Below are 13,655 nucleotides of genomic sequence, written 5' to 3'. Positions count from 1 at the left end.
CGAGAACAACTCCCACAACCTATTGTCCCAATAGACGGCCCGCGACATCACGGATCGATCACGCGCCCCATGGGCTTGCCCCGAGGCTTGTGTCATGATGCCGCGACAGTCGCCAGGGCAGGGCCGCATCGACGAAGCAGCGCCCGCGCCCGCCATCAAGCACGACAAGGCACTATGAACAGACCCCTCGCGTTACTTACCGCATTCGCCCTACTCAGCGGCTGCCAGGCCTTCGCGCCGCAGGAGCCGGACGGCACCCCGCCGGTGCAGGAAGCCGATCAGGCAGCCAAACCTGCTCCGGACGAGTACGGCTCGTTCAGCGAAGAGACCCTCTTCTCACTGCTCGCCGCCGAGCTGGCCGGGCAGCGCAACCGCTTCGACATTGCTCTCGGCAACTACGTGCAGCAGGCCGAGACCACCCGCGACCCCGGTGTGGCCGAACGCGCCTTCCGCATCGCCGAATACCTCGGCGCTGACGAGGCCGCGCTGGAAACCGCGCTGATCTGGGCCGATGCCGCACCGAACGACATCGACGCGCAGCGCGCCGCCGCCGTACAACTGGCGCGCGCCGGTCGTTACGACGAATCCATGACCTTCATGGAGCAGGTGCTGCAACGCCAGGGCAACACCCACTTCGACTTCCTCGCCCTGTCCGCCGCAGAAACCGACCCGGATACCCGCGCCGGCCTGCTGCAGGGCTTCGACCGCCTGCTGGCCAAGCACCCGGACAACAGCCAGTTACTGTTCGGTAAGGCCATTCTGCTGCAAGAGGACGGCCGTTCCGAAGAGGCCCTAAGCCTGCTCGAAGAGCAGCCCGCCAGCTCCCGTGAGGTGTCTCCGCTGCTGCTGCGCGCACGCCTGCTGCAGAGCCTCGGCCGTGGCGAGGAAGCCCTGCCGCTGCTGGAAAAGGGCATCCGTCAGAACCCCGAGGACAAGCGCCTGCGCCTGACCTACGCGCGCCTGCTGGTGGAACACGACCGCCTGGACGACGCCAAGGGCGAGTTCTCCAAGCTAGTGCAGGAAAACCCCAACGACGATGACCTGCGCTTTTCTCTGGCCCTGGTCTGCCTGGAAGCCGAGGCCTGGGAAGAAGCCATCGTCTATCTGGACGAGCTGGTCGAGCGCAGCAGCCATGTCGATGCCGCCCACTACAACCTGGGCCGCGCCTACGAGGAACTGAAGGACAACGACAGCGCCCTGCTCGAATACGCCCAGGTCGGCGCTGGCAACGAGTTCCTCCCGGCGCAGCAACGCCAGGCCGAGATTCTGGTCAGCGCTGGCCGCTACGACGAAGCCTCCCGACGCCTGGCCAAAGCCCGCGATGCCCAGCCCGACTACGCCATCCAGCTCTACCTGCTGGAGGCCGAGACCTTGAGTAACGCCAACCAGGTCGAAGCCGCCTGGACGGTGATCAACCAGGGCCTGGACCAGTTCCCCGACGAACTCAACCTGCTTTACACCCGCGCCATGCTGGCGGAGAAACGCGATGACCTGGCGCGACTGGAAACCGACCTGCGCTTCATCATCGAGCGTGAGCCGGAACACGCCATGGCCCTCAACGCCCTGGGTTACACCCTGGCCGACCGTACCACGCGCTACGACGAAGCCCGCGCGCTGATCGAAAGGGCCCACCAACTCAACCCGGACGACCCGGCCATCCTCGACAGCCTCGGCTGGGTCAACTACCGCCTGGGCAATCTGGCCGAAGCCGAGCGTCTGTTGCGCCAGGCCCTGAAGAAATTCCCCGACCACGAAGTCGCCGCCCACCTGGGTGAGGTGCTCTGGGCTCAAGGCAAGCAAGACGAAGCCCGGCGCGTCTGGCGCGAAGCCCTCAAGAGCACCCCCGACAGCTCAATCCTGCGCAGCACCCTGCTGCGCCTGACAGGTTCCGAGACTCCCTGATGTTGCGCCACCTTCTTACCTTCAGCCTTATCGCCCTGCTCGCCGGCTGCGCCGGCCTGACCTCCCAAGAGACCGTGGAGGGCCAGGGCAATCGCGAGCAATGGCAAGCCCACAAGCAGCAGATCACCCAGCTCGATGGCTGGCAGATCAGCGGCAAGATCGGCATTCGTGCCCCGCGCGACTCTGGCAGCGCCACGCTGTTCTGGCTGCAACGCCAGGACTACTACGACATCCGCCTGTCCGGCCCGCTCGGTGGCGGCGCGGCGCGCCTGACCGGCCGCCCGGGCGACATCGTGCTGGAAGTGGCCAACCGTGGCCGCTACCAGGCCGAGTCACCGGAAGCCCTGCTGCGTGAGCAGTTGCGCCTGGATCTGCCGGTATCCAACCTGCTCTGGTGGATCCGCGGCCTGCCGGCGCCCGGCAGCAAGAGCCACATCACCCTCGACGGCGCCAGCCACCTGGCCCGCCTGGAGCAGGACGGCTGGCAGGTCGAATACCTCAGCTACACCGAACAGAACGGCTACGCCCTGCCCGAGCGCCTGAAACTCCACGGGCAGGATCTGGACATCACCCTGGTAATCAAGGACTGGCAACCGCGTCAGCTTGGTCAGTAGTAGAGCCTTGGCGGCAGGATACAACACGCCCTCTCCCCCAGCCCCCGCCCTGCGCCCCGGCCCTTCGCAAAGCTCAGGGCGCTTCAGCGGGCGAAGCAGTGCTTCGCTATTTCCGCTTACGCCCCGCAAGCGGGAGAGGGGAGCCAAAGCCAACCGGCGTATACCCAAACCTCCGCCACTCCGAACCAATCCCCTCGCCCCTCGGGGAGAGGGTTAGGGAGAGGGGGCCAGACGCCGAAGCAGGCTCAGCCTCGTAGGGTGCGCTGCGCGCACCATTGCCGTAGCCCGGATGAAATCCGGGAAATCCGGCGCCCCCAATCCCCGGATTGCATCCGGGCTACAACACAACACGCCCTCTCCCCCAGCCCCTCTCCCGCATGCGGGAGAGGGGAGCCAAGGGCAACCGGCGTACACCCAAAGCCCCCAGCCACACCGAACCATCCCCTCTCCCCTCGGGGAGAGGGCTAGGGAGAGGGGGCCAAACGCGGCAGCAGGCTAAGCCTCGTAGGGTGCGCTGCGCGCACCATTGCCGTAGCCCGGATGAAATCCGGGAAATCCGGCGCTCCCAATCCCCGGATTGCATCCGGGCTACAACACGCCCTCTCCCCCAGCCCCCGCCCTGCGCCCCGGCCCTTCGCAAAGCTCAGGGCGCTTCAGCGGGCGAAGCAGTGCTTCGCTATTTCCGCTTACGCCCCGCAAGCGGGAGAGGGGAGCCAAGGGCAACCGGCGTACACCCAAAGCCCCCAGCCACACCGAACCAATCCCCTCTCCCCTCGGGGAGAGGGCTAGGGAGAGGGGGCCAAACCCGCACGCGACTACCAAATCACACTCCCACAAACCACCCAAAGGTGCTAAAAGCCGTAGCCCGGATGCAATCCGGGGACGCTCTCCACCATGCCCAAAATTCCGGGCTATATCTGCCGCCGCCGAAATACTCATGACCACCGCCATCCCCGCCCACGCCGAACTGATCCTGCCCGCCCCCGCCAAGCTCAACCTGATGCTGCATATCCTCGGCCGCCGCGCCGACGGCTATCACGAGCTGCAGACCCTGTTCCAGTTCCTCGACCACGGCGATGAACTCGGCTTCAGCCTGCGCCAGGACGGCGAGATCCGCCTGCACACGCCCATCGAAGGCGTACCGCACGACAGCAACCTGATCGTGCGTGCGGCCAAAAGACTGCAGGAAGCCTCCGGCACCACCCTCGGCGCCGATATCTGGCTGGACAAGCGCCTGCCCATGGGCGGCGGTATCGGCGGCGGCAGCTCGGATGCCGCCACCACCCTGCTCGGCCTCGACCACCTGTGGCACACCCAACTGGGCGAGGATCGCCTGGCCGAACTGGGCCTGGCCCTGGGCGCCGACGTGCCGGTATTCGTGCGCGGCCACGCGGCCTTCGCCGAGGGCGTTGGCGAGCGCCTGACCCCGGTGGAACTGAGCGAACCCTGGTTCCTCGTCGCCGTGCCGCAAGTCTTTGTAAGCACAGCAGAAGTTTTCAGCGCACCCGAGTTGACACGGGATACGCCGCCCATTAAAGTTCGCAGCCTTCTTGCGGGGGGTGGTCGTAACGACTGCCAGCCGGTCGTCGAGAAGCGTTACCCAGCAGTTCGTAACGCTTTGATCTTGCTGAACAAATTCGTTCCAGCTAGATTGACCGGCACTGGAGCTTGCGTATTTGGGAGCTTCCCAAATCGGGACGATGCTGATAAAGTCGCCCGCCAACTTCCAGGCACTCTGCCGAGCTTTGTCGCTCAAGGTCGCAACATCTCGATGCTGCACCGCAAGCTCCAAGCATTGGCCAAGAAGTGAATGTTCGACATTCGGTTATACGATACAGGGGCGTCGCCAAGCGGTAAGGCAGCAGGTTTTGATCCTGCCATGCGTTGGTTCGAATCCAGCCGCCCCTGCCATAACCTCCCTCGGGAGGCATCGACAACCGGATCGCACGACATTCGACACAGAATATAGGGGCGTCGCCAAGCGGTAAGGCAGCAGGTTTTGATCCTGCCATGCGTTGGTTCGAATCCAGCCGCCCCTGCCATTTTCCATACCCATCCAGGTATACCCTCAGCCGGCAGGTACTGCGCGTGTCCAAGATGATGGTCTTCACGGGGAACGCCAACCCCGATCTGGCGCGACGGATCGTTCGTCAGCTGCACATTCCCCTCGGCGACGCTTCGGTCGGTCGGTTCTCCGACGGCGAAGTCATGATCGAAATCAACGAGAACGTCCGCGGCAAGGACGTCTTCCTGATCCAGCCGACCTGTGCACCCACCAACGACAACCTGATGGAACTGGTAGTGATGGCCGACGCCTTCCGCCGTTCCTCGGCCACTCGTATCACTGCAGTCATCCCCTACTTCGGTTACGCCCGCCAGGATCGCCGTCCGCGTTCCGCGCGTGTGGCGATCAGCGCCAAAGTGGTTGCCGACATGCTCACCGTGGTCGGCATCGACCGCGTGCTCACCGTCGACCTGCACGCTGACCAGATCCAGGGCTTCTTCGACATTCCGGTGGACAACATCTACGGCTCCCCGGTACTGGTCGACGACATCGAAGACCAGCGTTTCGAGAACCTGATGATCGTCTCCCCCGACATCGGCGGCGTGGTACGCGCCCGTGCCGTGGCCAAGAGCCTCGGCGTCGACCTGGCGATCATCGACAAGCGTCGCGAGAAGGCCAACCAGTCCGAAGTCATGCACATCATCGGTGACGTCGAAGGCCGTACCTGCATCCTGGTCGACGACATGGTCGACACCGCCGGCACCCTGTGCCACGCGGCCAAGGCCCTGAAGGATCGCGGCGCCGCCAAGGTGTACGCCTACTGCACCCACCCGGTGCTGTCCGGCCGCGCCATCGAGAACATCGAGAATTCCTCGCTGGACGAGCTGGTGGTGACCAACACCATCCCGCTGTCCGCTGCGGCACAGTCCTGCTCGCGCATTCGCCAGCTCGACATCGCCCCGGTCGTCGCCGAAGCGGTTCGCCGCATCAGCAACGAAGAATCGATCAGCGCGATGTTCCGTTAAGGAACCCGCTGACGTTAAGCGCCCCGCCTCGTGCGGGGCTTTTTGCCCTACCGCCCAAGGCTGGTCGCAAGCCTGTAGGCGGTTTGGTTATTTTGGAGAAGTGAAATGACTGTTGAATTTGCCCTGAATGCCGAAGTGCGTTCCGACCTGGGGAAAGGTGCGAGCCGCCGCCTGCGTCGTAACGTGTCCATGGTGCCTGCCGTGATCTACGGCGGCGAAAAAGCCCCGCAATCGATCAGCCTGCTGGCCAAAGACCTGGCCAAGCTGCTGGAAAACGAAGCGGCCTTCAGCCACGTTCTGACCCTGGACGTTGCCGGCACCAAGGAAAGCGTCCTGATCAAGGCCCTGCAACGCCACCCGGCCAAAGGCTTCGTGCTGCACGCTGACTTCCAGCGCGTCATCGCCGGCCAGAAGCTGACCGCCCACGTACCGCTGCACTTCCTCAACGAAGCCAGCGCCGTTGGCGTCAAGAAAGGCGGCGGCGAAATCCTCCACGCCCTGAACGAAGTCGAAGTGTCCTGCCTGCCGAAAGACCTGCCGGAATTCATCGAAGTCGACATGGCCGACGTTGCTGTTGACCAGACCGTTCACCTGTCCGACATCAAACTGCCGAAAGGCGTCGAGCTGGTTGCTCTGGCCCACGGCAGCGACCTGCCGGTAGCCAGCATCCACCTGCCGCGCGTTCGTGAAGAAGCGGCCGGTGAAGAAGGCGCTGCCGAGTAATCGTCAGTAGCAGGCCCGGCATGCGATCACGCCGGGCCATGTTCTCGAAAGGGCTCCTGTATGACTGCCGTAAAACTGATCGTTGGCCTGGGTAACCCCGGCCCCGAATACGACCAGACCCGGCACAATGCAGGGGCCCTTTTCGTTGAGCGCGTGGCAGCCAGCCAGCGCGTCAACCTTGCTGTGGATCGCAAATATTTCGGCCTGGTGGGCAAATTCGACCACCAGGGGCGCGAAGTTCGTCTGCTCATCCCCACCACCTACATGAACCGCAGCGGCCAGGCCGTGGCGGCCTTGGCCAATTTCTTCAAGCTCAAGCCTGAAGAGATCCTGGTGGCCCACGACGAACTCGACATGCCACCCGGCGTCGCCAAGCTCAAACAGGGCGGCGGCCACGGCGGGCACAACGGCCTGCGCGACATCATCGCCCAGCTCGGCAACCAGAATAACTTCCATCGCCTGCGGCTCGGCATCGGCCACCCAGGGCACGCCAGCCTGGTTTCCGGCTATGTGCTCGGGCGTGCCCCACGCGGCGAACAGGAACTGCTCGACAAGAGCATCGACTTCGCCTTGGACGTCCTGCCGGAAATACTCGCCGGCGACTGGACCGTGGCCATGCGCAAACTGCATAGCCAGAAGGCAACCCTGTAACCACCTTTCACCGAGGGTCACCCCATGGGATTCAACTGCGGCATCGTCGGCCTGCCCAACGTCGGCAAGTCCACCCTGTTCAACGCCCTCACCAAATCCGGCATCGCGGCGGAGAACTTCCCCTTCTGCACCATCGAGCCGAACAGCGGCATCGTGCCCATGCCCGACGCCCGCCTGGACGCCCTGGCCGAGATCGTCAAACCCGAGCGCGTCATCCCCACCACCATGGAATTCGTCGACATCGCCGGCCTGGTAGCGGGCGCGTCCAAGGGTGAAGGCCTGGGCAACAAGTTCCTCGCCAACATCCGCGAAACCGACGCCATCGCCCACGTCGTGCGCTGCTTCGAGGACGAGAACGTCATCCACGTCGCCAACAGCGTCGACCCCAAGCGCGACATCGAGATCATCGACCTCGAACTGATCATGGCCGACCTCGATAGCTGCGAGAAGCAACTGCAGCGCGTCGCTCGCACCGCCAAGGGTGGCGACAAGGAAGCCGTGGCGCAAAAGGCCCTGCTGGAAAGGTTCATCCCTCACCTCACCGAAGGCAAGCCGGCGCGCAGCCTGCTGAAGAACCTGGGTGACGAAGAGAAGCGCCTGGCCAGGAGCTTCCACCTGCTTACCACCAAGCCGGTGATGTACATCGCCAACGTGGCCGAAGACGGCTTCGAGAACAACCCGCACCTCGATGTGGTGAAAGCCATCGCCGAAGAAGAAGGCGCCATCGTCGTGCCGGTGTGCAACAAGATCGAGGCCGAGATCGCCGAACTGGACGATCTGGAAGAGATGCAGATGTTCCTCGAAACCATGGGCATGGAAGAGCCGGGCCTGAACCGCGTGATCCGCGCCGGTTACTCGCTGCTCAACCTGCAGACCTACTTCACCGCAGGCGTGAAGGAAGTGCGTGCCTGGACCGTCCGCGTCGGCGCCACCGCCCCGCAGGCTGCTGCCGTGATCCACACCGACTTCGAGAAAGGCTTTATCCGCGCCGAAGTGGTCGCCTACGACGACTTTATCGCCTACAAGGGCGAAGCCGGTGCCAAGGAAGCCGGCAAATGGCGCCTGGAAGGCAAGGACTATATCGTCAAGGACGGCGACGTGATGCACTTCCGCTTTAACGTTTGATCGTTGTAGGCAGTGCATAAACGGAACCCCGCCTTGGCGGGGTTTTGTTGTTTTTGGGGTGGGGAATTGCTGGGTTGAGGTTGGTTATGAATCCGCTACAAACCGCACCACTGCCTCAGAAAGCCCCATAAAACGGGGCTTCTAGCCCTCCCCCATGCCGGCTAGAACAGTCCTTTCCAGAAAATTCGACCAATGTAGTCCCCCTCCCCTCTTTACCTTCCATCTCTACCGAGATAACTTTCTCTAATAGCAATGTGCCGCTCAAGGACTATTTAGAGGTAAGGATGGCCCACCGCAGTGATGCCTCATTTTTTGAAAATCTCATCTTTATCACTAGCCACCCTCCATGGTGGGTGAGCCTGCTGATCTCTTTAGTGGCAGGTTTTCTTTTCACCCTCCATCTACAAGTCCGGCACCTATAGTCGCCAATACCGGCAACTGGATGAATATTACAAAACCATTCTTATGGAGTAACCCATGCCTGAATTCTCCAAACGCTTTGAGTTTGGCAACTACACACTAAACTTTGGCGACCAAAAAGTTCTTTTAGACTTACTTGAGGAAATTGTCGCACCTTCGTTTCACGAAATGAAGCACATCAGGACAATAAAGAATCGGGGGCAATATTTTTTTATTGACACAAAAGTAGTCAGGCTTGGAGAAGAGAAAGAAGGCCCAATACTAGGCATTGCGGGCCGCATCGTAAAAAACACAAAACTAAAGCGCGATCAAATTTTTCGCAACGGAATAGTGGAGGACAAGAGCGAACTTGAGACAGCACCAAGCTCTACATTCCTCCTCATACTAAATAACCATAGATTAATTTTCTGCAGAGAAGTTCCTGGCGCACCAACGCTGCAGAACTTCCAGAGCACTAGTCATTTCTGCTTGAGACAGGAACACAAAGCATATATTGAGCGGCAATTTAATGAAAATGAAGCAGCCAGAGATGAAAATCCCGAGTTAAAAAAAATTTCCAAACGAGCTTTGCTAGAGAAAACTCCATATCCTACATTGAGAATAACCCCCCTCTCGGACAGCCAGGGACTTAGGGACTTTGTCAATAGATTTTCACAAATCGATAAACTATCTATAAAACTACTTCCAACAAACAAAGAAGAAATTGACAACGACGAATTTTGGGCTGACTTTGGACGTCGACGTGAGTCAATGAACAGTAATGCCGCTAGAGTCGAATTCAGTAACCCGCAAGAAGGTTTGGACAGAAGGTCTGTTTACACCCAGGCCCAAGCCGCATCGAATCTCGGGAATTCAGAGGTTGACTTTAAAGGCCACGATGTCCATGGCGATACGATCAAAGGTAACAACGAAGACTTTAGCTTATCCATCGAAGTAGAGGATATCCCAAAAAATCCAGAAAAGGCGGCTATTATAAAATACAAAGAATTCCAGCGACTAGTAAAAGAAGGCATAATAGCGCTACCCAAGCTTCACAAAGAGACATGGGCAAAAATCAAAGCACTAACTAAGAGGCTATAAAATGCCTTACTCTTTCAAAGAGTCCGATTTAACCAGCGAGAAGTCCTTATGGGATGTCTATCGACTCTCCAGCAGAATTCGATCATCCAAGCTTCAAAAATTGATCATTTTTGCAACAGCCGCACTCCTATCGATCAATTCATTTTACCTTGAACAGAACACATCAACCCTTCTGAAAGATGCTAGAGAGTGGGCATCTTTCGGCTTCACATTTTCCATTACAACTTTAGGCTTCCTGATAGCAGGCTTCACCATCTTTGCAACTTTATCAAAACCCAAGATGATGCTTGCAATGATGGACCATATAAATAAAGAAACCAAACTCCCAACACTAAAGTACAACTTTTTTGCATTCATGAAGGTATTTATTGCCTACATTGCACTAGCATTTATTTATACATGCGTTGTATTATTCGGACAAAAAGACGGCTTCATATCCAACATCATCGATTTAACACCCCACTCATTGTGCACAAAAATAATCACAATAAAAATCTCATACATCTTTCTAGGCTCTAGCCTAATTTACCTACTGCTACTTCTAAAAACATTTATTTTTAACATATATGCAATCGTCATGAACTCACTTCGCTGGGAGTATCATCAGCCATAGAGAAACAATAGGGTGACAGACCACAATTAATTGTATGCGCCACCAAGCAACCACCATTCAAGCTACTAATCCCTGACCCAAAAAGGGGACAGATTCTGAGGAATCCCCACAAAAATCCCATTTTTATCAATGGGATAGCTTGAAGAAGCCTGCATGAGTCGGGCAGTTTGGTAGTCGCCAAACAAACCAACCCCCGAGACTCATGCAGGCAGCAAAACAATAGGGGACAGACCACGATTAATTGTATGCGCCACCAAGCAACCACCACTCAAGCTACTAATCCCTCACCCGTTTTCTACGCGCTGATACCGCTCCGGCGGTCGCAAAGATAGCTGTGCACGCGCCGATCAGTAGCTTGTGGCCTAGCTGAGGCACGTTGATGGTCATGAACCAAGCCACCGCAGCCACAGCGCTCGACCAGCCCCAAGACCAACACGCACTCACCACTCAGCGCGTCAGCCTGCCGGATTGGCAAGGCGGCCCGTGGATCGCCCTGCGCGATATCCCCGCTTCCGCAGCGCCCTAACCCGGCAAGCGCTCGCTGCGCGCCCTGTTCCACCGCTGGCGGCCAACCCATGATGCATCCCCAACCCGGTGGCAGGTGAAAAAGTTGAGCATGAGGTTCATGCCTTTGCGTGCTGTCGGTTAAGTAAAAAGGCAAACCTTTCCAGCACAAAAGACTGCGCAAACGGTTTGAACCCTGCAGTTCAAACCCTGCCATCCTGCTAAAACGAAATACTTCTCACAGCCCTTACCCTTCAGTTTTTCTCATCAACGCCCTGCTGCGACCAAAGTTGTTCTTCTTTAGATCGAAAGTCTTATCTTTCAGCACTACCCCCTCCCTTAACCTAATGGCACTTTGACCTACGTCAATCTCAGATAGCCCTTGCATGCTATGAATTAATACAAGACCTCCATGATTGAATCTGAGGTCACCTGTACTCGCTATTGATTCTGTTTTTGGGAGCAACAATAAAGAACGCGTCCACGGGCAGTGCTTTGTCTGTACCCATCGCTGACCTTGTTATGGCAGGCGCTCAGGCGCTGTCAAAATAAGCAGCGTTGATCTTCGGATAACTTATTGCAGCCATCGTGAGGATTATCCGTCCTTGACGCAGGGTAACCGTGGACATCTTTTGGGATGTGGAAGTTTTATGCAAAGGAGCCGAATGCCGCCATCTTTTATGCAGGCTTAGAAAGTCCGAGGCTATTATGAAATTCAAATCGCTACAGGTACGTATATGTGCCACCGCCGGTGTGTGCCTGTTCCTCTCATCCGCCAGTCTGGTTGGGTATGGTCTCGTGAGTGGGCGAGCCAATGAGGCTTATGTCTCGGAAGAAGTTTCCAAGCTGATCGAGAAATCGACGTTCAGAGAACTCCAGAACCTCGCCGAATCCCGCGCCAACGCCATTCAAGCCAAGTTGCAGAACGCGCTGGATGCGGCGCGCACCATGGCCAATACCTTTGCTGCCAGCAAGTCAGCGCAAAGCCCGCTGGCGATGGGTCGCGAGCAGATCAATACGGTACTGCTCAGCGTTTTGAAAGATAACCCGGAATTCAACGGCACTTATTCCTGCTGGGAGCCGGATGCGCTGGATGGTATGGATCAGGCATTCCGCAATGATCGGGACGGTAACAACCCGGTAACCGGGCGCTTTACGCCGTACTGGACGCGTAGCGCCGATGGCAAGATCGCGGTGCAGCCGCTGGTGGAATATGACTCGGCGGACAAGCACCCCAACGGCGTGCTGAAAGGTGGCTGGTACAGCGGCCCGCGTGACACCGGCAAGGAAAGCGTGCTGGATCCGCTGCCCTACGTGGTGCAAGGCAAGAATGTGTGGCTGACCACCCTGTCGGTGCCCATTGTCGCCGATGGCAAGTTCCATGGCGTGGTAGGGGCGGACTTCGACATTGCCTTTATCCAGAAGCTCAGCGAGCAGATGTCCGCCGAGCTTTACGGTGGCAAAGGCAGTGTGTCGATTCTCAGCCATCAAGGCCTGATCGTGGCCGACAGCCAACGCAGCGATCTGATCGGGCAAGCCCTCAAGACCTTGCTGCCCGAGTCCTGGGACAAGGTATTGAAGAACATCCAGGCGGGTAATGCAGAAAGCCTGCTCAACCCGGCCAGCGAAAACTTCGAGGTGCAGGTGCCGATTCAGCTAGGCCGCACCGGCAAGCCCTGGGCCTTGTTGATTCGCTTGCCCAAAGCAGTGGTCATGAGCCAGGCCATTGCCCTGGAGCAGGAACTGCAGGCACGCAGTATCGACAACAGCATCTGGCAGATCGTCGTGGGCCTGGGCATTTCCCTGCTGGCTCTGGTCGCGCTGTGGCTGACAGCCGCCAGAATCGTCGGGCCGATCCGCGAGGCGGCGGTACTGGCAGGCAATATCAGCCTGGGTGACTTCTCTCAGCGCCTGGTGCAGAAGACCGAGGATGAAGTGGGGCAACTCGCCTATGCCCTCAACGATATGTCGGACAGCCTGCAACGGCAGGTGCGGGTCGCCGAGCGCATCTCCGAAGGGGATCTGGATCTGCAGGTGCAACTGTCCTCGCCCAAGGACACCCTGGGTATGTCCCTGGAGAAGATGGTCGCCAACTTGAATGGCCTGATTTCCGAGGTGCAGCGCAGTGCGACGCAGATTGCCGGTAGCTCCGCTCAGGTCAGCGAGCTGAGCCAGTCGTTGTCCGACGGTGCCTCCAACTCGGCTTCATCGATTACCGAGATCAGCGCGGTGATGACGCAAATGGCCGCGCAGACCACCGAAAATGCCGGCAATGCCAAGAAAGCCGATGATCAATCACAGCTCTCATGTGCCGATGCCGGTGAAAGCGACAAGCTGATGAGCGAGCTGATCGACGCCATGACGGAAATCGACAAGTCGGGCAAGGACATCACGGCGATCATCACCACCATCGACAACATTGCGGCCCAGACCAACCTGCTGGCACTCAATGCCGCCATCGAGGCAGCCCGCGCCGGTGAACTGGGCCGTGGTTTTGCCGTGGTCGCCGACGAGGTTCGCAGCCTGGCTGCACGCAGCGCCGAAGCCGCGCAGCAGACCTCGGCCTTGATTGCCGATTCCTCGGTCAAGACCCAGCGCGGCATGGTCATCGCCGGCCGCACCGCCGAGTCGCTCAGGGGCATCGTCACCGGCACCACGGCGGTCTCCAGCCTGGTTTCGCAGATCTACCAGGCCTCCAGCGAACAGGCCTCGGGGCTGCAGCAGGCGAGTGTCGGGCTCGAGCAAATCGACGAAGTGACGCAGAAGAATCAGTCCAACTCTCAGGCCTGCGCGGTCGCCGCGAAGGAACTGTCCGAGCGCGCCTCGGTGCTGCAACGTGAGTTGAGCCGGTTCAAGATCAAGAGGGCGTAACAGGAGCGACGAACACAAGGGGTCGATGGTAGAGGCAGTGCGGCAAATGTTGCGTGAAGCGCTCATGAATCAGTCGCCCCCCTGCCCCGCCCCTTATCACTGGCGTCACCGAGCCTTGCCCT

General features: G+C 59.0%; 11 protein-coding genes and 2 tRNA genes. All 13 read left to right on the top strand.

The genetic code is table 11. From position 1 onward, the window contains the following. Window positions 1–174 precede the first annotated feature (174 nt). The 13 genes from PVE35_RS04815 to PVE35_RS04755 all read left to right on the top strand — a co-directional run bounded on the left by PVE35_RS04815 (window position 175) and on the right by PVE35_RS04755 (window position 13,533). On the top strand, window positions 175–1,902 hold the full coding sequence (locus tag PVE35_RS04815) for a tetratricopeptide repeat protein (protein WP_277373966.1): 1,728 nt from the start codon (window positions 175–177) through the stop codon (window positions 1,900–1,902). Beyond that, the gene (gene lolB / locus PVE35_RS04810; RefSeq protein WP_268184194.1) at window positions 1,899–2,516 is read left to right on the top strand and encodes a lipoprotein insertase outer membrane protein LolB; all 618 of its coding nucleotides are present in this window, start codon (window positions 1,899–1,901) and stop codon (window positions 2,514–2,516) included. The genes PVE35_RS04815 and lolB overlap by 4 nt, the downstream gene beginning before the upstream one ends. 937 nt (window positions 2,517–3,453) lie before the next feature. Next, on the top strand, window positions 3,454–4,326 hold the full coding sequence (gene ispE / locus PVE35_RS04805; protein ID WP_277373965.1) for a 4-(cytidine 5'-diphospho)-2-C-methyl-D-erythritol kinase: 873 nt from the start codon (window positions 3,454–3,456) through the stop codon (window positions 4,324–4,326). Between the two features lie 26 nt (window positions 4,327–4,352). Beyond that, a tRNA-Gln gene (locus PVE35_RS04800) sits at window positions 4,353–4,427 on the top strand. A 56-nt stretch (window positions 4,428–4,483) separates the two neighbouring features. Continuing rightward, a tRNA-Gln gene (locus PVE35_RS04795) sits at window positions 4,484–4,558 on the top strand. A gap of 46 nt (window positions 4,559–4,604) precedes the next feature. Beyond that, a complete protein-coding gene (locus tag PVE35_RS04790) occupies window positions 4,605–5,546 on the top strand; it encodes a ribose-phosphate pyrophosphokinase (RefSeq protein WP_268181687.1) in 942 nt (313 codons plus the stop codon). 105 nt (window positions 5,547–5,651) lie between these two features. Then, the gene (locus PVE35_RS04785) at window positions 5,652–6,269 is read left to right on the top strand and encodes a 50S ribosomal protein L25/general stress protein Ctc (RefSeq protein WP_277373964.1); all 618 of its coding nucleotides are present in this window, start codon (window positions 5,652–5,654) and stop codon (window positions 6,267–6,269) included. Window positions 6,270–6,329: 60 nt separating this feature from the next. Further along, complete coding sequence (pth, locus tag PVE35_RS04780; protein ID WP_277373963.1) at window positions 6,330–6,920, top strand: aminoacyl-tRNA hydrolase; 591 nt, start codon at window positions 6,330–6,332, stop codon at window positions 6,918–6,920. A gap of 24 nt (window positions 6,921–6,944) precedes the next feature. Continuing rightward, window positions 6,945–8,045 (top strand): redox-regulated ATPase YchF, encoded by a 1,101-nt coding sequence (ychF, locus tag PVE35_RS04775; RefSeq protein WP_277373962.1) that lies wholly within the window; start codon window positions 6,945–6,947, stop codon window positions 8,043–8,045. Between the two features lie 477 nt (window positions 8,046–8,522). After that, on the top strand, window positions 8,523–9,545 hold the full coding sequence (locus tag PVE35_RS04770) for a hypothetical protein (RefSeq protein ID WP_277373961.1): 1,023 nt from the start codon (window positions 8,523–8,525) through the stop codon (window positions 9,543–9,545). Between the two features lies 1 nt (window position 9,546). Further along, window positions 9,547–10,158, top strand: a complete 612-nt coding sequence (locus PVE35_RS04765; RefSeq protein ID WP_277373960.1) for a hypothetical protein — start codon at window positions 9,547–9,549, stop codon at window positions 10,156–10,158. Between the two features lie 385 nt (window positions 10,159–10,543). Beyond that, entirely contained in the window at window positions 10,544–10,684 is a 141-nt protein-coding gene (locus PVE35_RS04760) for a hypothetical protein (RefSeq protein WP_277373959.1), read from the top strand. A 686-nt stretch (window positions 10,685–11,370) separates the two neighbouring features. Then, window positions 11,371–13,533, top strand: coding sequence for a methyl-accepting chemotaxis protein (locus tag PVE35_RS04755; protein ID WP_277373958.1), 2,163 nt, complete (start codon window positions 11,371–11,373; stop codon window positions 13,531–13,533). The last annotated feature ends 122 nt before the right edge of the window (window positions 13,534–13,655 follow it).

The organism is Pseudomonas sp. AA-38 (assembly GCF_029457475.1).
In the GTDB taxonomy this organism is placed as follows: domain Bacteria; phylum Pseudomonadota; class Gammaproteobacteria; order Pseudomonadales; family Pseudomonadaceae; genus Aquipseudomonas.
Note: the sequence above shows the minus strand (reverse complement) of the source record. Positions and strands in the feature narration are given on the sequence as shown.

Coding starts and splice junctions, on each gene's coding strand:
- ispE (WP_277373965.1), top strand. CDS start 3,454: ATGACCACCGCCATCCCCGCCCACGCCGAACTGATCCTGCCCGCCCCC.
- pth (WP_277373963.1), top strand. CDS start 6,330: ATGACTGCCGTAAAACTGATCGTTGGCCTGGGTAACCCCGGCCCCGAA.
- PVE35_RS04815 (WP_277373966.1), top strand. CDS start 175: ATGAACAGACCCCTCGCGTTACTTACCGCATTCGCCCTACTCAGCGGC.
- PVE35_RS04765 (WP_277373960.1), top strand. CDS start 9,547: ATGCCTTACTCTTTCAAAGAGTCCGATTTAACCAGCGAGAAGTCCTTA.
- PVE35_RS04760 (WP_277373959.1), top strand. CDS start 10,544: ATGAACCAAGCCACCGCAGCCACAGCGCTCGACCAGCCCCAAGACCAA.
- PVE35_RS04770 (WP_277373961.1), top strand. CDS start 8,523: ATGCCTGAATTCTCCAAACGCTTTGAGTTTGGCAACTACACACTAAAC.
- PVE35_RS04785 (WP_277373964.1), top strand. CDS start 5,652: ATGACTGTTGAATTTGCCCTGAATGCCGAAGTGCGTTCCGACCTGGGG.
- PVE35_RS04755 (WP_277373958.1), top strand. CDS start 11,371: ATGAAATTCAAATCGCTACAGGTACGTATATGTGCCACCGCCGGTGTG.
- ychF (WP_277373962.1), top strand. CDS start 6,945: ATGGGATTCAACTGCGGCATCGTCGGCCTGCCCAACGTCGGCAAGTCC.